Origin of the sequence: Roseibium sediminicola (assembly GCF_023156505.1) — a bacterium.
Classification (GTDB): domain Bacteria; phylum Pseudomonadota; class Alphaproteobacteria; order Rhizobiales; family Stappiaceae; genus Roseibium; species Roseibium sediminicola.
This window is the reverse complement of sequence record NZ_JALNMJ010000028.1, coordinates 30,376-50,227: the sequence shown is the minus strand read 5'-3', so window position 1 is coordinate 50,227 and position 19,852 is coordinate 30,376. Positions and strand designations below refer to the sequence as shown.

Here is a 19,852-nt window from a genome sequence, read left to right as displayed (position 1 = left end):
GATCAAATGAACGAGTCCTGACCCTGGCGTCAGCAATCCACCTGCGGAGCAATCTGAGGTTTAGGCCTTCGGATTTGCCGGATGACAACATTGCGGAGTGTGAAACAGGGACGTTCTTGGTATTTTCAGACCAGACGTCCTTGTTGAGTGTGGTCACAATGAAAACGACCTGCTTCGCCTTGCTGGCAACCGCGCTGACCGTGATGTGTCACGCCTCCGCGGCAGCAACCCAAAAACCGGGCCCCGGAGCCATTGTTCTGGCGGTGCACTATCCGCCTTACGAGATGAGCGAGCCGGTCGACGGCCTGCATGGCTTCGATCATGAAGTGGTGATCGAAGCCTTCCGTCGCACCGGCGTCGAGGCGCAGGTCATTTATGTTCCCTGGACAAGGGCGGTGAGCGACACGACAAACGGCCTGTCGCCCGCGCTTCTGTCCTGCGCCAAAAACGCGGAGCGCACTCAGGTCTACCTGTTCAGCGATCCGATCAGCCAGGACACTTACGGGCTCTATTATCGCAAGGACTTCCAGCCGCCAGACATCCGGAAACTCAAAGACGTCGTCGGCCAGAGCGTCGCTTCGGTGTCAGGCTATGCCTCGCTTGCAAAGCTGGTGGAAATCGGCGCCAATCCGATCGAGGTCCGCTCCGAAGCCGCCGGCTTCCAGATGCTCGGCCTCGGCCGCTTCGACTTTCTCTACAGCGGAAAGCAGGCAACCGATTTTCAGATCATGCAGCATGGTATGAAGGGCCGGTTCGAGTTCGTGAAGACCGAGAACTGGGAATATCATCTGTGTTTTTCCAGGAAACACCCGCAGACGCTGGAATTGCTGCCTCTGTTCAACAAGGGGCTCGCCGAAATCCGCGCGGACGGCACCTACAAAGCAATCCATGACCGCTACAGGTGAGGCAGCCGGAGACAACGACGTCTGGCTCCCGTTAACGCAATGGTCAAGACGCGGGTGCAGGCGGCCCTTGAATTTGATACCGTTCGGAATTGAAACACGCGTCCCCAAAACCCATGCCTCTTCTCTTTTTTTGCAACCTCCGACTGCCGCCTTACCTAGCCGCCCTGGCGATGATCGTCGGTCTCGCGGCTGGACCCGCCTTCGGCAACCCTTCCGTCAGGATCTTGGCGATGCACTACCCGCCCTTCGAGATGAGCGAACCGGTCGACGGATTGCGGGGGTTCGATCACGAAGTCGTCGAGGAAGTCTTCCGGCGGAAAGGACTTGCCGCGGAGATTATCTACGTTCCCTGGACCCGCGCGATGAGTGACACCAAAAACGGCCTATCGCCTGTGTTGTTGTCCTGTGCGCGGAGCGAGGAGCGGGCTGAGTATTTCCATTTCAGCGAACCAATCAGCCGTGACACCTACGGGCTCTATTTCCGTCGGGGATTTGAGCTGCCGGAAATTTCCGGACTCAGCGACATCATCGGACAACGCGTTGCCTCGGTGCATGGCTATGTGTCACTGGCCAAGCTTCACGAGATCGGTGCGGACCCGATCGAGGTGCCTTCTGAAACAACCGGTTTCAAGATGCTCGCACTGAGCCGAATTGACTTCCTCTTTTCCGGCAAGGAAGCGACCGACTTTTTCCTCAAACAATCCGGGATGTCAGGTGAATTCGATTTCCACGAAATCGAATATCTCGAATATCACCTCTGCCTGTCTAAAAAACATCCGGAAGCAGGTGCGCTATTGCAGCCGTTCAACGATGGGCTTGCCGAGGTCAAGGCGGACGGAACCTACCAGCTCATTCACGCGCGCTACCGCTGAGCCCCCAACTCAATAGACAAACGGAACGAACTTTCGCGTTCTGGCGGCATAGGCCTCGAACTCCGCTCCATAACGACCTGCCAGATAGGCGTCGAGCGCCGGAATGTGGAAAAACACGAAGGACGCGGCCATGAAGGCAGGCACCGCCAGGGCGACAAGGCTGTGGGCCAGGAGGGCCCAGCCGGTGAAAAGAACCGTGTCGCCGAAATAGTTGACATGCATCGACCAGGCAAAGAGACCGCCGGTGTAACAATGGCCGCGATGGGCCGGGTCCCGCTTCCACCATTTGCGTTGCAGCTCCGACCAGCTGTTCAGAAAAGAGCCTGTCAAAACGAACACGACGGCGACGCCGTCCAGCATCCCAAACGGCACGGCCTCCTGCCGAAACGCGCCGGCTCCCAGAAGCAAAAAGCCGACCTCGAAAACGGCCAGGAACACGGACAGGCCGATCACCTCGGAGAAGGCGACCTTGCGGGCGAGCAGCACGAACAGCGTCAGGAGATGCCGGCCGAAATAGAGCAGGGCGCAACCAAGCAGAACAAGGCCGCGCGGCACGTCGGCAAGCGCAAGATCGAAACCGAACCAGGTGCCAAGGCGCTGCCAGCCACCGAACAGCAACCAACCGCACAAGACTACGCTGGCCACATGCAAGCCGGCAAAGACGATTTTTTCCGGCCGGGATCCGGCGTGTTGCCTGTTCACGCCACCTGAGGGGGCCATGGGTGTCTCCTAGTCTTTCCTGGTCTGGCTTGGTCTACCTGTCCTCTCGCCAGGTTTTTATCGACCATCTGGACGAAAAAGTCCTAGACGCACCCGATCCACATGGTCAATATGTTATCGACCAACTGGACGAAATAAATGCCGAAACAGATCGATCACGACGCCCACAGACAGGATATTGCCCGAAAAGCCGCGCCTTTGTTTTCCGAACACGGCTATTCAGGCCTCGGAATGCGCCGGATCGCCGAGGAACTCGGGCTCTCGAAAAGCGCGCTCTATCATTACTTCCCGACTAAGAAGAGCCTGTTCCTGGCTTGCACGGAAGTGGTCATGACCTCTGCGCAAGCAGGCTCCGGCAATCCGGGCGCGGCTGATGCCCCGGATCCCGCGGAGGCGCTGATCGGTTTTGCCAAACGCATGGAGCCGGATTTTGCCCGTGAGATGTCGCTGCTGTTCGATTACCTGCGCGGCAAGACGGCCGAGGACATCGCCGCCGACCCGGCCATGCGCCTGGCCAATGACCATCTGCGCCGGCAGGTGGAAAGTCTTGTCGGAGAAAAGCAGGCCGAAGCTGTGCTGTGCCTTTTGATGGGCACGCTGCTCATGCGCCACTTTACCGGCGGGCAACTGGAGTTCGCCGCTATCCGCCCCTTGCTGGACGGTTTGCGCTGAAAAGGACAGGTCCGACCGGGCATCTCTGCGCAATGGGACCTGTCAGTCAGGATGCAGGGGAGAGCGCATCCGAAAGGAACGACGGACACTCACCGCTGCAGGCACTTGAGTTCCTGTAGCCACCTGTCTTCAAAGGAACCGGCGACCGGATCCGGGCCCAGGCCGATGTCATGCCGCAGACTGGCGGGCAGATCAGCGGCGGCCTGTCTGTTGTGGCGACCCGATGGCTGTCTTGCGAAGACAGCGCCGATCAGCCTTTTGAATGAATAACCCAAGCCTTGTTGATGGATGGCTTGTTCCAGCTTTTCGCAGGATGATGGGGACATTTTGATAACTCCTTTTGTTAGGAGCTAGATATCGGTCCATACTGCTTGTCTTACCAACGAAATCTCGCTAGCTATGCATAAGGGAGATTTATGCATGCCGAACCCGTTGCCGCCACTGTCCGCCGTCCGGGCCTTCGAGGCCGCCAGCCGCCACCTGAGCTTCACCAAGGCGGGCGACGAGCTCGGCATGACCCAGGCTGCCGTCAGCTACCAGATCAAGCTGCTGGAAGAGCGGCTCGGCTTTCAGCTGTTCACGCGCAAGGCGCGCAAGATCGAGCTGACCGACCATGGCGCCCAGCTGGCCACCCGCGTGGTCGATGCGTTTTCGGCGCTTCGCAGCGCATTTGAAGACATCTCGGACATGAACGCCGGCCAATTGGTGGTCTCCTCCAACACCACCTTTGCCGTCAACTGGCTGGCCAACCGGCTGTTTCAGTTCCAGATGGAGAACCCGGATGTCGGCGTGCGTATCCTGCCATACGGCCCCTGTGCGGAGCCCGATTTCAACGATTCCGACATTGTCATTTCCGCATGCAAGGCACCGCCGAAAGGCTGGATCGCCCACGAGATCGTGCAGGCCGATTTCACTCCGATGCTCAGCCCCGCCCTGGCGGAGACAATTGGTGGCGTCAAGAAGCCGGAAGATATCCTGAAACTACCGTTGGTCGACCCGCAGGACCCGTGGTGGCAAATGTGGTTCGAAAAGGCCGGGCTTGCCGATGTGGACCTGAGCGGCCATCCGGCTTCGCGCATGGGGTCACAGGCCCTGGAAGCCAACCGGGCCATCGCGGGGCACGGCGTTGCGATCCTGACCCCCTATTTCTGCAAGACCGCGATCGAAGCCGGCCAACTGATCCGCCCATTTGAATTGACCTGTCGGGCGGATGACGAAAGCTGGTACTTGAGCTATCCGCCCGCGCTCCGGACGAGCCGCAAGGTTCGCCTGTTCCGGGACTGGGTCAATGCGGAACTGAAATGCGACGGCATGCCGGCTCACGGCATCATGGCTGTGGTGGCCTGAACGGGTGGCAGACATACTTCAGCCCCGCGGGACGTCCGTTAAGCCTTCGGCTTTAAGTGCCGCGGCCAGGTCGCGGACCCGGTCCGCATTGTCCAGGGCCACCTTGCCATCGCTGTTCCAAAGGCTGTTCTCAAAGCCAATGCGGGCCTTGCCGCCCTGGCGAATGGCGGCGACCAGACACTCCGTCTCCCGGTGCCCGAAGGCGCAGACCGCCCAATCGAGTGCCTGCGACCCGCGTCTTTTCGCCAGGGTTTCGAGGAAGGGCTCCAGATCCTCCGGCGCGCTCTGCTGATCCGCCGCATAGCGGCCGAGGACGAAAAGCAGCTGATGACTCCTCGCCGGGATCACCCCGGCCTCGTCAAGATCGAAGAACCGGTCGACATCCTCGACGCTGTAAAGAATGTGCTGGACCGCGCAGCCCTGGTCCCGAAGCTCGCCGTAAAAGGCTTGCGCCGCCGACATGTTGTCATCCGGGATCATTTCACGGACCGCGATGGAGACCGCGTCCGGTCTGACGCCCCGGACCAGATCCCGTTGCTCCTCCGGACTGTATCTGCCGACGGCCTCGGTGGTGATCTGTACGAGCATGTCCGGCACGGCGGCCTTCATTTGGGCAAGAAGCTGCCGGTAGAGACCGGCATCCAGGACATGCGCGCCGTCGGCATCGCGGACATGCGCATGCAGCGCGCCCGCGCCGGCCTCGAAACAGGCCTTGGCGGCAGCCACGGTCTCTTCGACGGTAACCGGCAGCGCCGCGTGGTCCGCCTTGGTCCGGCGCGCGCCGTTCGGCGCCACCATGATCTGGGGCAACGGTGGAAAGCCCTGGTCGGCCATTGTCAGAAAGCCGCCTTGAAGGCGGTAGCCAGCTTGTCGGTGATCTCGCCGATATGCGCGTCTTCCATGATGAAGGGAGGAGCCAGCAGGATGTGATCGCCGGTGACGCCGTCGATGGTGCCGCCCATCGGATAGCAGATCAGCCCGGCCTCGAACGCGGCCTTCTTGAGCACCTTGTTGACACCCCGTTTCGGGTCGAAGGGCGCCTTGCTGGCCCGGTCCTCGACAATCTCGATACCGCGAAAAAGGCCTCGGCCGCGGATGTCGCCGACATGGGGATGCTGGCCAAAAGCGTCGGTCAAGGCGGCCTGCAACTTGTCGCCCATGGGCATGACCCGGCCGGCGACGCCGCCGGTCAGTTTCTTGAAGACGGCAAGAGCCGCCGCGCAGGCGGTCGGGTGGCCGATATAGGTGTGGCCGTGCTGGAAGAAGCCGGAACCGGTCTCGATGGCCTGGTAGATGTCGGCAGTGCACAGCATTGCCCCGATCGGCTGATAGCCGGCCCCCAGCCCCTTGGCGATGCACAGGATATCCGGGGCGATCCCGTCCTGGTCGCAGGCAAACAGGGTGCCGGTGCGGCCCATGCCGCACATGACCTCGTCCAGGATCAGGAGCACGCCGTACCGGTCGCAGATCTCGCGAATCCGCTTGAAATAGCCCTCGACCGGCGGCAGAGCTCCGGCGGTCGCGCCGACAACCGGTTCGGCGACAAAGGCCATCACGTTCTCCGGCCCGAGCCGCTCGATTTCCGTTTCCAGTTCGTTCGCGACCCGCTGGCCATAGTCATAGGCCGTCTCGTCCTCGCGGCGGCCGCGATACTCGAAACAGGGTGAAATATGGGAGGTCTCGATCATCAGCGGCGAGAACGGTTCGCGTCGCCACTGGTTGCCGCCGGTGGCGAGCGCACCGAGCGTGTTGCCGTGATAACTTTGCCGCCGGGCGATCACCCGGTGCCGGGACGGTTCGCCTTTTTCCAGGAAATACTGCCGCGCCAGTTTGAGCGCCGCTTCCATCGCCTCCGAGCCGCCTGAAACAAAATAGACCCGGTCCAGCCTTCCGGGCGCTGCACCGATCAAAAGATCCGCGAGCTCTTCCGCCGGGTCGGTGGTGAAAAAACCGGTATGGGCGAAAGCGATGTTGTCGATCTGGTCCTTGATCGCCCGGGTGACGTCCGGATCGGAATGTCCGAGGCAGGACACAGCCGCCCCACCGGACCCATCAAAGTATTTTTTCCCTGACTTATCAATGATGTAACAACCATCACCCTTGGCCGCGACGGGAAGGGATGCCTTGGTGTGGCGGGGGAAGACGTGAGACATGGCAACGAGAACCTGATGCTGACAGAGCCGGCCCGACGCGGGCTTGTGACATTTGTATCAGAATTTCTCTTATCCTGAAACATTTGTTTCTAAGTGCTGTTAACCACGTTTTTCATTACAATTTTAATCAAATTCTATGAGCCTTGGAGCGGGGGACGACATTGCAATCAGTTACCGTCAAGGCTTGTTAGTCATGCGTCAGCGCCTTATCGCCTGGATCCTGTTCTTCGGATTGACCGTCACTCTGGCCGGCTGCGGCACGGTGGCCGGGGTCACCGGCATGGGCTGGATGACCGCGTCCCACAATTCCATCGACTACAACGACACGTCCTGGTGCGTGCCGCGCAAGCTGAAGAAGGTGCTCAACCGGGTCGCCCGTCGCTACGGCAAGGTCACCGTGCATTCCACCAAGCGCTGGTGGCTGGAAAACTGGTGGAAGGGCGGCGCCAAGGACAGCTACCACCTGAACTGCAAGGCGGTAGACTTCTCCGTGCGCGGCAACCCGTCCTCCGTGCTTGCCTATCTGAAATCCCAGAAGGAAGTCGGTGGCTACAAGCACTATTCCTCCGGCCATTACCACATCGACACCGGCCCGCGGCGGACGTGGTAAGGGCGTTCGAGGTTACTTGAGTTCTCCCAGCTCCAGTGCCATTTCCCAGGCGACCGCATCGAAGCCGATGAAATTCTTCGCTTCGCCCTCGACGATGGGACGCTTGATCACCGACGGATTGTCGATCATCACCTCAAGAGCGCTCTTGGCATCGGTGACGCCTTCCTGGGTTGCCTCGTCGAGCCGGCGCCAGGTGGTGCCGCGCTTGTTCAACACGGCCTCCCAGCCGAATTCGCCGACAAACCGGGCAAGCTTGTCACCGTCGACGCCATCTTTCTTGTAGTCATGGAATTCATACGCAACACCGGCCTCTTCCAGGAACTTCCGGGCCTTCTTGACCGTGTCGCAATTCTTGATGCCGTAGACTTTCATGGTTTCCTTCCAGCTGCTGAGCCACGGTTGGTGACTGTGCCGACAGCGGCCGAACAATCAAGACCGGCCGGCGAAAAAAGCCTGCCTGGGGAAAACCAAGTCGCCAAGACCCGGTCATGACAGGAACGTCAAGCTGTGCCCACTATCACAGACACCTCCGAGAATTGCCGATAGCCTCTCATCATCTTGATAGGCAACGGAGACACGGACATGCCTGGTGGAGCACTTCTTGGACAAGGCGCGAAACTGACGGCAAAGGAAGCCGCCAAGAAGGGCATCATGACCCTGATCAAGATGGCGATCCGCGCGGCGACCAAATACGAGGCAAAGGGATTTTCAAGGATCGCCGCCGACGGACAGATCGGTCAGGACTTGCGCCACAGAAACCTGTCCAAGAAAGGCGACCGGCTGATCAAGGCCTATGAGAAAGAGGCCGATGCGCCGGTGACCGGCCTGTCTTTCTCTCTTGCCGTTGCCCAGGTGTTTTCCGAAGCCAACGCGTTCACGACACTGTCTGGCGACGACCTGCTCGATACCCTGTTCGAGATGATTCCGTTGATCGATTTTGCCGTCGACCGCAAGTATCAGAAATATCTCGAGAAAGCGAACAGCTCGGCGGACACTGCCGTCGGCAATTTCCTGCAGACAAGTGTCGGCATTGCGGAAAACTGGCACAAATGCGTTACCTGGCAAAACACCTACAAGTCCCTGCGGGCCCAGCTTCGCGGCAAGCTGCAGGCCAAGGAAGACGCGCAGAAGGCACTTGCCAAAAGGCTCAAGGGGCTGGAGGCCCAGAACACCCAGTTGATCGGGCGCCTGGAACGTTCGATCAGCGAACTCAAGATCATGGTCGGCAAGTTCGTGAAAGTCGACCGGCGATCGGACAACATCGAAAGAGAACTGCGCGAGATCTCCCGCAAGCTGAATACCTCCAACGACAATTACGACCTGGTGATGGGACAGCATGACGAGCTTTTGAAACGGGGTGTGACCAGCTGGAAGGGCAAGATCTATTACCGCAAGGACCGGGAAGCCCTTCAGAGCATCCTCTATTCCTACGAAAAGAAGTGCGACGCCGCCAACAAACGGCGCAAGTCCCTCGATTCGAGCCATGACAAGCTGGAAAGCTGGGAACTGGCTTACGAAAAACACCTTTACAAGAAGCTCGCTGAAATTCGCGAATTGCACTGGCAGCTCTGGACGGTGCGCGAGGAACTGCACCTTCAGAACGGCAAGAAACCCGATCGCAAGGCGGCGGTCCCGCGCCTGGAAATTCCCTGGCGCATGAGCGACGGCTACCCCAAGCTGCGCAGCGAGTGTTATCCGTTCACGCTGCGCCTGCCGAGAACCCAGGAAGCCAGACATTAACGTTCCGGGACACCGCCCTCAACGCGCAATGACTTGACCTCCTGATTGCGCCGCGCTTGAAGTGGTGCAACACGCCCGGTTTGGGAATGTTGCGTTGAATTGGACCGGAGGTTGGTGAACATGGCTGTTGAGGCTCCCGGTGACGCCCGCCCGAAAGAGACCGGCAGCCGGGGCATGCTCGGCCGCGGCAACTGGCGCCAGCGCCTGCGCCTGTGGAGCGGGCTGATCCTGTTCACCTTCTGCCTGAGCCATTTCTCCAATCATGCCCTCGGCATCCTCTCTTTCGAGGCGATGGACCGGGCATCCATCTGGCACTACTGGGTCTGGCGCAGCCCGCTCGGTGAGACCGTGCTGATCCTGGCGGCGCTGACCCATGTCTTTCTGGCGCTGTGGCGGACCAGCAAGCGGCGAACCCTGAAGATGTCCCGCTGGGAACTCGCTCAGCTGACGCTTGGCCTTTACATTCCCTGGCTTCTGATCCCGCACATCACCACCACCATGGGCGCGGCCAAAGAATTCGGTTTCGCGCCGGTCTATGAGCAGATGCTCACCATCCTCTGGCCGAATCTTGCGCTCAATCAGTCGATCCTGCTGTTGGTTGTCTGGACCCATGCCATGATCGGCCTGCATTTCTGGCTGCGGCTTTATCCGCTTTACCGCCGACTCAGACCGCTCGCCGCCGGCTTTGCGATCGCCGTTCCCGTACTGGCTCTCTGGGGCTGGATCGAGGGCGCCCGGCGCCTGGCCCTCAGCCGAACCGTTGAGATTAAGCTGACAGCAGACCAGCAGGCGTGGGTCTACGAAGTGGTGGATCAGTTTCGCGCGGTGGTCTTCGGCCTGATCGCCGTCAGCCTGCTGGCAATCCTGATCCGCTATCTTCTCAGTCTGCGCGCGCGCAGCCTGTCGATCACCTTTCCGGGTGGCCTCGCCATCAAGGCGCAACCGGGAGCAACGCTCCTGGAAATCAGCCGCATCAATGACGTGCCGCTGGCCTCGGTCTGTGGCGGCCGGGCGCGTTGTTCAACTTGCCGGGTGAAGGTGCTTGAGGGTGGCGAGTCACTTGGCAAACCCGGGGTTTCCGAAGCGGCGGTCCTGAAGCGGATCGGAGCTGGCGCGGATGTGCGTCTGGCCTGCCAGATCCGCCCTGAGCAGAATATCGCCGTCCAGCCCCTGGTGCCGGTCAAGGCGAGCCTTGCGGCGGGCGAACACTTGAAGGACGCCTATCACTGGGGGGTCGAACAGGATGTGGTAGTCATGTTCGTGGACCTGCGCAATTTCACCGGCATCACCGAATCGCAACTGGCTTATGACGTCGTTTATCTGCTGAACAGCTATCTGGACCAGGCCTCAAACGCCATACGCGCGGAAGGCGGTTATGTCGACAAGTTCATCGGCGACGGCATCATGGCAATTTTCGGCATGGATTCGAGCCCGGCGACCGGTGCCAGGCAGGCCCTGGCCGCCAGCCGGCGCATCGAAGCCGTGATGCGGGCCCTGGATGCGGAAAAAGGCCCTCAGTTCAGGGACCCGATCCGGCTGGGCATCGGGCTGCATCTCGGACCGGCCATCCTGGGCCGGATCGGCGCGGCGGGTACGGAAGACAGCCCCGGCGGTCTGACCGCCCTCGGCGACGTGGTCAACACCGCCAGCCGGCTGGAATCGGAGAACAAGGCTCATGACAGTTTTCTGGTGGTCTCAAAAGCGGTGATTGACGCAGCGGCGGCTGCGATAGACGGCGCCGAGACCGCTGAAATCAAGGTGCGCGGCAAAGAAAAACCCTTGCAAATCCTAGCCTTGAGCAGCTTAGATAGTCTCCGGATGGCAGGAGGCGAAGCTCCCTGAGACCGTCCATGCGATTGCCGGAGGAGCCGTGGGCCGCACCTATACACCGCGTGAGATGCTGGAAAAGCTGATCTCCTTCAACACTGTTTCGGATCGCAGCAATCTCGACCTGATCGCCTTTGTCGCGGAGTATCTTTCCAGCTGGGGCGTGACGGCGCACAGCGTCAAGGACCCGACAGGCCAAAAGGCAGCGCTGTTTGCAATGATCGGCCCCGAGATCGAGGGCGGAACGGTGCTGTCCGCACATACCGATGTCGTGCCGGTCGAAGGCCAATCCTGGTCACACGACCCGTTCACGGCCTGGGAGGAAGACGGCCGGCTCTATGGGCGCGGCGCGGCGGACATGAAGGGATTTGCCGCGACCATCCTGGCCAAGGTCCCCGATTTCCTGAAGGCCGACCTGCGCGTTCCCCTGCATATCGCGCTCTCCTATGATGAAGAGACCGGCTGCGACGGCGCCCGGCGGATGATCCCCCACATGCTGGACCGCGTACCGCGTCCGGCCCGCGTGATTGTCGGCGAACCGACCAGCATGAAGGTTGTCACCGGCCACAAGGGCATCACGGTCCTGAAGACACGCATTACCGGTCATCCGGTTCATTCCAGTCAGTTGCACCGGGGCGTTTCGGCCATTTCTGTTGCCGCAAAGCTGATCGGCTGGCTGGACGGAAAAACGGCGGAAAACAGAGCAAAGGCGGATCCGGAATGTCCGTTCGAGCCACCCTACACGACGCTCCATTGCGGCACGATCACTGGCGGACAGGCCCACAACATCACGGCGCCCAGCTGCGAATTCGTGACCGATATCCGCATGTTACCAGGTGAGGCCCCTGCCGATTGGGTCAATGCCTATCGCCGATTTGTCGACACCGAGGTGCTGCCCGGGATGCGAGCTGTCTCGGCCCTGTGTGACGTTGAAATCACCGAGCTCGCCAATGTGCCAGGCCTCGGCGAGGAGCCGGACGGTCTTGCCGAGGCGACGGCGCGACGGCTGACCGGAGACAACGCCCGCAATGTCGTGGTCTATGCGACCGAGGGCGGGTTGTTTCAGCATCACGGCCTGTCGACCGTGGTCTGCGGTCCAGGATCAATCGACCAGGCCCATCAGCCCGACGAATTTATCGAATTGGAGCAACTCGACCGCTGCGCCGCCTTTCTGGACCGGCTGGTTGACGGATTGTCGCAATTACGCAGCTAAACGGGTTTGAATACAGACAGTTGCAGTGTCATAGTTCAATTTGACAGTATGGATGCGGCGCCCGCCAGGGTCATCGGGTCCATACAAAATTCCGGCAAACGGAAACAAAGAGGGGAAAATGACAAAGAAATCACTATTGCTGGCGGCTGCCTTGCTCGCAGCTGGCGCAGGCACGTCCGCCCAGGCCGAAACGCTGAAATTCGCGTTTCAGGGCGCCTTGAACGCGCTCGATCCCTACAGCCTCAACGAGACCTTCACGCTGTCGTCGCTCGGCAACACCTATGAAGGCCTGACACGGCGCGGCGCCGATCTTTCCATCGAACCGGCACTCGCCGAAAGCTGGGAAGTCCTCGAACCGACCCGCTGGCGCTTCCATCTGCGCAAGGGTGTGAAGTTCCATAACGGCAGTGACTTCACCGCCGAGGACGTCGCCTTTTCGGTCGACCGCGTGCGTTCGGAAGGCTCCGACCTGACCACCCGCGTGCCCGCAGACGCCAAGGTGGAAGTCGTTGACGACTACACCGTCGACTTCGTGCTCGCCAGCCCGAACCCGATCCTGCACTACGAGTGGGACACGTTCTACATCATGGACAAGGAGTGGACGACGGAGAACGATGCGGTGAAGGTCACCTCCGCCTCCGACACCACTCCGAATTACGCCGCCCTGCATGCCAACGGCACCGGGCCGTTCAAGATTTCCAGCCATGAGGCCGGCGTGAAGACGGTCTACGAAAAGAATGACGGCTGGTGGGACGAGGCAAAGCACAATCTCGACACTGTCGAATTCACGCCGATCGGCTCCGACGCGACCCGTGTCGCGGCGCTTCTGTCCGGCGAGCTGGACATGGTCTACCCGATCCCGGTGCAGGACATCAAACGCATCAACGATAACGCGGGCACCGTCGCCCTGACCGGACCGGAGCTGCGCACGATCTTCCTGGGCATGGACCAGATGCGTGACGAACTGCTCTATTCCGACGTCAAGGGCAAGAACCCGATGAAGGACGCGCGCGTGCGCAAGGCCTTCTATCAGGCAATCGACATTGAGGCGATCAAGAAGAAGGTCATGCGTGACCTGTCGACGCCGTCCGCGATCATGATCTCGCCATTCCTGTTCTCCAAGGCAGGCGAGTTCGAGCGCTACCCTTATGACACGGAAGCCGCCAAGGCCCTGCTCGCGGAAGCCGGTTATCCGGACGGGTTCTCGATCGGCATGGATTGCCCGAACGACCGCTATGTCAATGACGAGGCGATCTGTCAGGCGGTTGCCGCCATGCTGGCGCGCATCAATGTCAAGGTCGATCTGAACGCGCAGCCCAAGGCGAAATACTTCGCCAAGATCCTGGCCTCGGGCGGTTACGACACGTCGTTCTACCTGCTCGGCTGGACCCCCGGTTCGCTCGACAGCTGGAACGTCCTGTCCAACCTGATGAACTGCCGTGACGAAAGCGGCGCCGGTTCGCCGTTCAACAATGGCGGTTTCTGTGATGAAAAAATCGACAGCCTGACCAAGGAGATCCTGGTCGAGAACGATCCGGAAAAGCGCGACGGCATGATCGCCGAAGCCTTCAAGATCAGCCACGACAACGCCTACTACATTCCGCTGCATCAGCAGGGTCTGGCCTGGGGCGTTGCCGACAATGTCGATCTGGTTCAGCGCGCAGACAACCAGTTCAAGTTCCGCTTCGTGACCAAGAACTGAGCCTTCCACACCGCATGTCGCGCTCCCGGCCCTGCCGGGAGCGTGTTTTGTTACAAAGACTTAAAGAGCCGAAATGATTGGATTTGCAGCGCGTCGCCTGCTGCAGGCGATGATTGTCATGCTGGTGGTTGCGCTCCTGGCCTTCACCATGTTCCGCTTTGTGGGCGACCCCATCAACCAGATGGTGGGCATCGAGACCTCCCTTGAGGAACGGGAAGCCTTGCGGGAACGGCTCGGACTGAACGATCCCATTCCGGTGCAGTTTCTCCGCTTCATCACCCAGGCGGCACAGTTCGATTTCGGCACCTCCTACCAGTTCCGCCAGCCGGTCTCCGAACTCTTCGCCAAGCGCATTCCCGCAACCCTGGAGCTCAGTTTCGCCTCGGCGCTGTTCGCCCTGGTGGTCGGCATTCCCATGGGGATCTATGCGGGCCTCAACCGCGAATCGGCGATCTCGAAACTGTTCCTGTCCGTCTCCCTGATCGGCATCTCGCTGCCGACCTTCTTCATCGGCATTCTGCTGATCTTCCTGTTTTCCGTGACCCTGCAGTGGCTGCCCAGTTTCGGCCGGGGCGAAGTGGTCCAGGTCGGCTCCTGGTGGACCACCGGCTTCCTGACCCTATCCGGCCTGAAGGCGCTGATCCTGCCTTCGATCACCCTCGGCCTTTACCAGATGACCCTGATCATGCGCCTGATCCGGGCGGAAATGCTGGAAGTCATCCGCACCGACTACATCAAGTTCGCCCGCGCCCGCGGCCTGCCCGACAGGCTGGTCAATTTCCGGCACGCCCTGAAAAACACGCTCGTTCCGGTCATCACTATCACCGGCCTCCAGCTCGGTGCCATCATCGCCTTCGCGACCATCACCGAAACAGTGTTTCAGTGGCCGGGCATGGGGCTGATGTTCCTGCAGGCCGTTCAGAACGTCGATATCCCGATCATGTCGGCCTATCTGCTTTTGACCGCCTTCCTGTTCGTGGCGATCAACTTCATCGTCGACATTCTCTATTTCTTCATCGACCCGCGCCTGCGCGTCGGCCGGCCATAAGGGAGACAATTCCGATGCCTTACGTCTCCAACGAGGAAGCCAAGGCCGCTGTCCAGGACAGGGCCGGCATCCCGCCCGCGCCCAGCCGACTGGCCAGGATCGTGGACAGCGACATGTTCCACTCCTTCCTGCGCTCAAAGGTGACGGTGGTCGCGGCCTGCGGCACGCTGATCCTGTTTCTGCTGGCCTTCCTGGCGCCCTGGGTGGCGCCGCACAACCCGTTCGATCTGGCGTCCATCTCCATTCTCGACGCCCGGGTGCCGCCAGTCTGGATGGAGTATTCCGATCCGCGCTTTCTGCTCGGTACCGATGATCAGGGCCGCGATATCCTGTCGGCCATTTTCTACGGTATGCGGATTTCGCTGATTGTCGGTTTCTGTTCCGTGGCCGCCGCCGCGACCATCGGCATCACGCTTGGTCTGGTGGCCGGCTATATGGGCGGGCGCGTCGATGCGGTGATCATGCGGATCGCCGATGTGCAGCTGACCTTTCCGGCCATTCTGATTGCGCTTCTGATTGACGGCGTCGCCGCTGGGATCTTCGGCTCAATCGACCGGGAAGTGTTCGCCTTCTACATCCTGATCGTATCGCTGGCGCTGTCCTTCTGGGTGCAATATGCCCGAACCGTGCGCGGCTCGACCATGGTGGAAAAGAACAAGGAATATGTGCAGGCCGCGCGCGTGATCGGCATTCCGTCCGTGACCATCATGGCCCGCCACATCTTGCCCAACGTGATGGGCCCGGTCATGGTCATCGCGACCATCAACCTGGCGCTGGCCATCGTGACCGAGGCAACGCTGTCCTTCCTGGGCGTCGGCATGCCGCCCACCCAGCCCTCGCTCGGCACGCTGATCGCGATCGGAAACGACTTCCTCTATTCCGGGGAATGGTGGATCGCCATCTTCCCGGGCCTCGCGCTGGCGCTGCTGGTCCTCAACGTCAATCTCCTGGGCGACTGGCTCCGCGACGCCCTCAACCCGAAACTGCGGTGAGGGCGGCATGAACGTACTTGATATCAAGGACCTGAAGGTCGAGTTCCCGGGGCGCAAATCGGTGTTTGTCGCCGTCAACGGCGTCGACATGAGCGTCGAGGCCGGCAAGATCCTCGGCGTCGTGGGGGAATCGGGCGCCGGCAAGTCCACGGTCGGCAATGCCGTCATCGGTCTCCTCCAGGAGCCCGGCCACATCGCCGGCGGCGAGATCTACCTGCATGGCAAGCGCATCGATCAGCTGCCCTACAAGCAAAAGCGCCTGTTGCGCGGCCGCAAGATCGGCATGATCTTCCAGGACCCCCTGACCTCGCTCGACCCGCTGCAGACGGTCGAATCCCAGCTGGTCGAAACCATCCGCACCCATCTGCCACTGTCGGCCAAAGCGGCTCGCCAGCGGGCCGTGGAGCTGATTGATTCCGTCGGCATTCCAAATGCGGACGAGCGCATCAGGCAGTATCCGCACCAGTTTTCCGGCGGCATGCGCCAGCGCGTTGTGATCGCCCTGGCGCTTTGCGCCGAGCCGGAACTGGTGATTGCCGACGAACCGACAACCGCGCTCGATGTCTCCATCCAGGCGCAGATCCTGGAGCTGATGAAGAAGCTCTGCGCGGAACGGAATGTCGCCATGCTGGTGATCACCCACGACATGGGGGTCATCGCCGACATCACGGATCATGTCGCCGTCATGTATCACGGCGATCTGGTGGAATATGGCGAGACCACACAGGTGCTCGGCGCACCGGTGCATCCCTATACCCAGAGCCTGATTTCCGCCGTGCCGCGGCCCGACATCCGGGTCGACCGGTTTCCCGTGGTCAATTACATCGAAAAAGCCGGAACCCCGCAAAAGCAGATCGACATTTCGACCCACTGGCTCGGCAAGTCGCGCGACTACGGCAAGGTCTCCGGTCCGCTGGTCAAGATCCGCGATCTCGATATGGCGTTCGAAACCCGCGGATCGATCTTTCCCTCCCGGCGGAAATACTTCCAGGCCGTCAAGAAGGTCAGTTTCGATATCGAAGAGGGCGAGACCTTCGGCCTTGTCGGCGAGAGCGGCTCTGGAAAGTCAACCATCGCCCGCCTGATCACCGGCCTTTACGAGCCAACCGGTGGCTCGATCCTGTTCGGCACCACGGAGCTCACCTCCCTGAAGAACCGCCGGGACGTACTGGCGATGCGCCGCCAGATGCAGATGATCTTCCAGGACCCCTATTCCTCGCTGAATGCGCGCATGCGGGTGCGGGACATCATTGCCGAACCGATCAAGTTCCACAGGCTGGCGTCCAGCAATGCCGAGGTGCGCCAGATCGTGGATGACCTGCTCGATCATGTCGGCCTGGGCGCCGCCGCGGGCAAGAAATACCCGCATGAGTTTTCGGGTGGCCAGCGGCAGCGGATTTCGATTGCGCGCGCATTGGCGACCCGGCCGCGGTTTCTCATCTGCGACGAGCCGACCTCCGCGCTCGACGTGTCGATCCAGGCGCAGATCCTCAATTTGCTGAAGGATCTGCAGGAGGAACTCGGCCTGACCATGCTGTTCATCAGCCACGACCTCGCGGTCATCCGGCAGATGTGCAACCGGATCGGCGTGATGCGTCACGGTGAATTGTGCGAGGTGGCCGATTGCGACGCGCTTTTCGAGACGCCGCAGCATGCCTATACGCGCGAGTTGCTGTCACTCATGCCGTCGCTGGAACTGTTGTCGCGCGCGAACCTTCAAACGGTCGATCACCCGGAGGCTTGACCGAGTGCCAGGCTCGGATCCCTCCGGCCAAGCCCTTGAAGAAGAGTCTTTTTTCAGATTCGGGCGAGTCGCGGACTTGACTCCCGCGGCAGCGCCGATTCTGAGGTCGCCACAATCCAATAACCACAATGCAGTGCTATCCGGGCAGTTTTTGCCGCCCGACGCACGGGCGGTTATCGGCTGACAGTCAAACCTTTTGGTGCCGGTGCCATGCGAAGTTCTAAACAGAGTGTTAACGACCCTCTTCGGGGCATGACTTGAAGACTTCAATCCGATTGAAATGAAAATGGGAGGGTCAACAGACCCTCCCTCAAAAAATTAGTACACCCCGAAATGAATTTCGCCCATTGGACGTCTATTTTCAGGCCCTGAAATACAGCGGGTCTTATAACAACGACAATCCTTATTCTACGTAAGGTCGGATTGCTGGCAAGGACAGGCCTGCTCAAATGCTCGGCAGTTTTTGCAGGACAGCGCGCGGCAAGCGGGCAGCCTGCCCGATCGGGTGACTCAACGGCATTGCCTGCGCTGGGTCCGTCCAGCATTTTTGGCCCGTCGCCCCGGGACAGGCCGTCTGTTTGGTGTCCGCCGCCCAGCCATTCCTGTTGAAAAGACCTGTCACGAAAGTCTGCCGGCCATGCCGAATATGTCTTTAAATTCAATATTCTGGCTTCTATTCGCAAGCCTTGCCGCCGTGTTCCTTGCCTTGGCTTGCCAGGCTGCAACACTGACGCCGGAGACGGCCGTTGCGGCGTTGCTGGTTTTTGGAAAACACAGCGCACTCTTTTTCAGCATGTTTTCTTCGATTTTCTCCCTGTTGGCTCTGTCTTTGTCCCTGACAACGCCCATCGGTCGCCCGTTGACGATCTATACCTGCGCGGTCGGCACCGCCTTGCTTCTCGTCGCGCTCCTTCTCCAGCAGGCAGGCTTTCCACCTGTCGCCGCCGCAGCGCCGGCCGTCGCGGCCGCGTTCCTGATGATCCTCCGGGCTTATGGGGTGGTCCTTCTGCCGCCTCGCGGCGATCACAGCGGCATCGCCGAAGCCACGGGAGCGCTCGGCCTTGCACTGGCCGCTGGCGCCGCCTGGTGGACACTTGCTGGTCCTGGCACCGCGGTCATCGTGCTGGCGACCGTGATGGTTCTTGGCTGGCCGCATCTGATCGACGGCATCAACGCCTTTGCCGACAAGGTGTTTCACCAGGCAGCCCTTGGCGCAGGGGCCCGGGACATTGCGCCGGACGCGTTCAGCAAGCTCGCCCGGGCCCGCGACATCCTGATCGACAAGTCCGCCGTGATGTCCGGACCGGACCTGATGGTCACCAATGTCATGGCCTTCAACAACGAACCGAAGACGCTTCTCGCCGTTGCCGCCTCCGCCGAAGGCCGGTCCAGTCATCCGGTGGCGGAAGCGCTCCGGCAACTGGCGACGCAGTGGCATGTCGATTTGAAGCAACCGGACCGGTTCGAACCGGCTCCCGGCCTCGGTGTGGTTGCGCTCCTCGGCGGGCAGACCGTCGTGATCGGCACCACGGAACTCCTCAAAAAACTCAAGATCGACAGCTTCACCGCCGACGCCATCGCCCGCTCCCTTGAAGCCGACGGCAAGACCGTTCTGAGGGTGGCTGTCGGCGGCCGTGTCGTCGGCGTGCTCGGCCTAGAAGGCACCTTGCGGCAGGACGCCGGCGTCGCCGGCCTGGCGCTGCGCAAGGAAGGCCTGGTGCCGTGGCTCAATTGCGGCGACAGCCCGAAGACCCGGGAGGCCCTTGCCGGCATGCTCGGCCTCGAAGTGCTCGACGACCCGCGTCCCGGAGAAACCGCCCAGGCCGCCGCCGCGCGGGCCTTTCCGGGCGGAGCTCCGTTGGTGTTGACCCTGTCCCAGGACCGCCGAGCGCTGGAACTGCGGGAGGGTCAGGCCTCCGAAAAAGACGGTGCCCCCGTCTCCACACCGATCGCGCTCAGCGACACGGACGACATTGGCGCGTTTCCGGCGCTGAAAGCCCTCGCCATGCGCCGCAATCTGCTGGCGGTACATGCAAGGCGGCTTTTGTGCGGGCTCTGGCTTCTGGGTGCACTCGGTGGCGCGCTCACGGTCGTGCCCCTGTCGGCGGCACCGGTGCTCTTTGTCGTCTGTCTCGCCATCCTGTGGGCCTTTGCCCGGTTTTCCGTTGCCGACAGCTTGAACGGAGCCCACAGACCGGGCTGATCTCACATGCTGGAACCAATTTCGCTGACCGCCGCCTTTACAGCTCTCAGGAGCTGGTGTTTATCGGCATAGGGGACGGGACTCCTTGAGATGCGATGAGGGAC

Annotated in this window: 19 protein-coding genes; 13 read left to right on the top strand and 6 right to left on the bottom strand. The window is 60.9% G+C overall.

Features of this window, described 5'->3' with window-relative positions; genetic code table 11:
• Positions 1 to 158: 158 nt before the first annotated feature.
• A complete protein-coding gene (locus M0H32_RS26020) occupies positions 159 to 905 on the top strand; it encodes a substrate-binding periplasmic protein (RefSeq protein WP_248159392.1) in 747 nt (248 codons plus the stop codon).
• A 362-nt stretch (positions 906 to 1,267) separates the two neighbouring features.
• Positions 1,268 to 1,777 (top strand): substrate-binding periplasmic protein, encoded by a 510-nt coding sequence (locus M0H32_RS26015; RefSeq protein ID WP_425607365.1) that lies wholly within the window; start codon positions 1,268 to 1,270, stop codon positions 1,775 to 1,777.
• 9 nt (positions 1,778 to 1,786) lie between these two features.
• Here the strand turns inward: M0H32_RS26015 and M0H32_RS26010 are convergent, their stop codons facing one another.
• A complete protein-coding gene (locus M0H32_RS26010) occupies positions 1,787 to 2,497 on the bottom strand; it encodes a methyltransferase family protein (protein ID WP_248159390.1) in 711 nt (236 codons plus the stop codon).
• A 138-nt stretch (positions 2,498 to 2,635) separates the two neighbouring features.
• On the opposite strand from M0H32_RS26010, the gene M0H32_RS26005 reads away from it, so the two are divergent.
• Positions 2,636 to 3,169 (top strand): TetR/AcrR family transcriptional regulator, encoded by a 534-nt coding sequence (locus M0H32_RS26005; protein WP_248159388.1) that lies wholly within the window; start codon positions 2,636 to 2,638, stop codon positions 3,167 to 3,169.
• Between the two features lie 89 nt (positions 3,170 to 3,258).
• Here the strand turns inward: M0H32_RS26005 and M0H32_RS26000 are convergent, their stop codons facing one another.
• Positions 3,259 to 3,495, bottom strand: coding sequence for a hypothetical protein (locus M0H32_RS26000; RefSeq protein WP_248159386.1), 237 nt, complete (start codon positions 3,493 to 3,495; stop codon positions 3,259 to 3,261).
• A gap of 94 nt (positions 3,496 to 3,589) precedes the next feature.
• Here M0H32_RS26000 and M0H32_RS25995 point away from each other — a divergent pair, with 94 nt between their 5' ends.
• Complete coding sequence (locus M0H32_RS25995) at positions 3,590 to 4,516, top strand: LysR family transcriptional regulator (protein WP_248159384.1); 927 nt, start codon at positions 3,590 to 3,592, stop codon at positions 4,514 to 4,516.
• Positions 4,517 to 4,534: 18 nt separating this feature from the next.
• Here the strand turns inward: M0H32_RS25995 and M0H32_RS25990 are convergent, their stop codons facing one another.
• Positions 4,535 to 5,350, bottom strand: a complete 816-nt coding sequence (locus M0H32_RS25990) for a beta-keto acid cleavage family enzyme (RefSeq protein WP_248159382.1) — start codon at positions 5,348 to 5,350, stop codon at positions 4,535 to 4,537.
• Positions 5,351 to 5,352: 2 nt separating this feature from the next.
• The gene (locus M0H32_RS25985) at positions 5,353 to 6,669 is read right to left on the bottom strand and encodes an aspartate aminotransferase family protein (RefSeq protein WP_248159380.1); all 1,317 of its coding nucleotides are present in this window, start codon (positions 6,667 to 6,669) and stop codon (positions 5,353 to 5,355) included.
• A 193-nt stretch (positions 6,670 to 6,862) separates the two neighbouring features.
• On the opposite strand from M0H32_RS25985, the gene M0H32_RS25980 reads away from it, so the two are divergent.
• Positions 6,863 to 7,279, top strand: coding sequence for a YcbK family protein (locus M0H32_RS25980; RefSeq protein WP_248159379.1), 417 nt, complete (start codon positions 6,863 to 6,865; stop codon positions 7,277 to 7,279).
• 12 nt (positions 7,280 to 7,291) lie between these two features.
• Here M0H32_RS25980 and M0H32_RS25975 read toward each other — a convergent pair whose 3' ends face one another.
• Entirely contained in the window at positions 7,292 to 7,651 is a 360-nt protein-coding gene (locus M0H32_RS25975; RefSeq protein ID WP_248159378.1) for an ArsC family reductase, read from the bottom strand.
• Between the two features lie 210 nt (positions 7,652 to 7,861).
• On the opposite strand from M0H32_RS25975, the gene M0H32_RS25970 reads away from it, so the two are divergent.
• The 7 genes from M0H32_RS25970 to M0H32_RS25940 all read left to right on the top strand — a co-directional run bounded on the left by M0H32_RS25970 (position 7,862) and on the right by M0H32_RS25940 (position 17,545).
• Positions 7,862 to 9,019, top strand: coding sequence for a hypothetical protein (locus M0H32_RS25970; RefSeq protein ID WP_248159377.1), 1,158 nt, complete (start codon positions 7,862 to 7,864; stop codon positions 9,017 to 9,019).
• 120 nt (positions 9,020 to 9,139) lie between these two features.
• On the top strand, positions 9,140 to 10,861 hold the full coding sequence (locus tag M0H32_RS25965) for an adenylate/guanylate cyclase domain-containing protein (RefSeq protein WP_248159376.1): 1,722 nt from the start codon (positions 9,140 to 9,142) through the stop codon (positions 10,859 to 10,861).
• A 28-nt stretch (positions 10,862 to 10,889) separates the two neighbouring features.
• Positions 10,890 to 12,059 (top strand): acetylornithine deacetylase, encoded by a 1,170-nt coding sequence (gene argE, locus M0H32_RS25960; protein WP_248159375.1) that lies wholly within the window; start codon positions 10,890 to 10,892, stop codon positions 12,057 to 12,059.
• Between the two features lie 118 nt (positions 12,060 to 12,177).
• Positions 12,178 to 13,761, top strand: coding sequence for an ABC transporter substrate-binding protein (locus M0H32_RS25955; protein WP_248159374.1), 1,584 nt, complete (start codon positions 12,178 to 12,180; stop codon positions 13,759 to 13,761).
• Positions 13,762 to 13,834: 73 nt separating this feature from the next.
• Entirely contained in the window at positions 13,835 to 14,809 is a 975-nt protein-coding gene (locus tag M0H32_RS25950; RefSeq protein WP_248159372.1) for an ABC transporter permease, read from the top strand.
• Between the two features lie 14 nt (positions 14,810 to 14,823).
• Positions 14,824 to 15,801 carry an ABC transporter permease gene (locus M0H32_RS25945; RefSeq protein ID WP_248159370.1) on the top strand — a complete coding sequence of 326 codons (978 nt, stop codon included), beginning with the start codon at positions 14,824 to 14,826 and terminating at the stop codon, positions 15,799 to 15,801.
• A gap of 7 nt (positions 15,802 to 15,808) precedes the next feature.
• Positions 15,809 to 17,545 (top strand): ABC transporter ATP-binding protein, encoded by a 1,737-nt coding sequence (locus M0H32_RS25940; protein WP_248159369.1) that lies wholly within the window; start codon positions 15,809 to 15,811, stop codon positions 17,543 to 17,545.
• Between the two features lie 618 nt (positions 17,546 to 18,163).
• Here M0H32_RS25940 and M0H32_RS25935 read toward each other — a convergent pair.
• Complete coding sequence (locus tag M0H32_RS25935) at positions 18,164 to 18,394, bottom strand: hypothetical protein (protein WP_248159368.1); 231 nt, start codon at positions 18,392 to 18,394, stop codon at positions 18,164 to 18,166.
• A gap of 10 nt (positions 18,395 to 18,404) precedes the next feature.
• On the opposite strand from M0H32_RS25935, the gene M0H32_RS25930 reads away from it, so the two are divergent.
• Entirely contained in the window at positions 18,405 to 19,748 is a 1,344-nt protein-coding gene (locus M0H32_RS25930) for an HAD family hydrolase (RefSeq protein WP_248159367.1), read from the top strand.
• Positions 19,749 to 19,852 lie beyond the last annotated feature (104 nt).

Coding starts and splice junctions, on each gene's coding strand:
- M0H32_RS26000 (WP_248159386.1), bottom strand. CDS start 3,495: ATGTCCCCATCATCCTGCGAAAAGCTGGAACAAGCCATCCATCAACAA.
- M0H32_RS26015 (WP_425607365.1), top strand. CDS start 1,268: ATGAGTGACACCAAAAACGGCCTATCGCCTGTGTTGTTGTCCTGTGCG.
- M0H32_RS25995 (WP_248159384.1), top strand. CDS start 3,590: ATGCCGAACCCGTTGCCGCCACTGTCCGCCGTCCGGGCCTTCGAGGCC.
- M0H32_RS26005 (WP_248159388.1), top strand. CDS start 2,636: ATGCCGAAACAGATCGATCACGACGCCCACAGACAGGATATTGCCCGA.
- M0H32_RS25945 (WP_248159370.1), top strand. CDS start 14,824: ATGCCTTACGTCTCCAACGAGGAAGCCAAGGCCGCTGTCCAGGACAGG.
- M0H32_RS25975 (WP_248159378.1), bottom strand. CDS start 7,651: ATGAAAGTCTACGGCATCAAGAATTGCGACACGGTCAAGAAGGCCCGG.
- M0H32_RS25965 (WP_248159376.1), top strand. CDS start 9,140: ATGGCTGTTGAGGCTCCCGGTGACGCCCGCCCGAAAGAGACCGGCAGC.
- M0H32_RS25990 (WP_248159382.1), bottom strand. CDS start 5,350: ATGGCCGACCAGGGCTTTCCACCGTTGCCCCAGATCATGGTGGCGCCG.
- M0H32_RS25985 (WP_248159380.1), bottom strand. CDS start 6,669: ATGTCTCACGTCTTCCCCCGCCACACCAAGGCATCCCTTCCCGTCGCG.
- M0H32_RS25955 (WP_248159374.1), top strand. CDS start 12,178: ATGACAAAGAAATCACTATTGCTGGCGGCTGCCTTGCTCGCAGCTGGC.
- M0H32_RS25970 (WP_248159377.1), top strand. CDS start 7,862: ATGCCTGGTGGAGCACTTCTTGGACAAGGCGCGAAACTGACGGCAAAG.
- M0H32_RS25935 (WP_248159368.1), bottom strand. CDS start 18,394: ATGGGCGTTGTCAGGGACAAAGACAGAGCCAACAGGGAGAAAATCGAA.
- M0H32_RS25980 (WP_248159379.1), top strand. CDS start 6,863: ATGCGTCAGCGCCTTATCGCCTGGATCCTGTTCTTCGGATTGACCGTC.
- M0H32_RS26010 (WP_248159390.1), bottom strand. CDS start 2,497: ATGGCCCCCTCAGGTGGCGTGAACAGGCAACACGCCGGATCCCGGCCG.
- M0H32_RS26020 (WP_248159392.1), top strand. CDS start 159: ATGAAAACGACCTGCTTCGCCTTGCTGGCAACCGCGCTGACCGTGATG.
- M0H32_RS25950 (WP_248159372.1), top strand. CDS start 13,835: ATGATTGGATTTGCAGCGCGTCGCCTGCTGCAGGCGATGATTGTCATG.
- M0H32_RS25940 (WP_248159369.1), top strand. CDS start 15,809: ATGAACGTACTTGATATCAAGGACCTGAAGGTCGAGTTCCCGGGGCGC.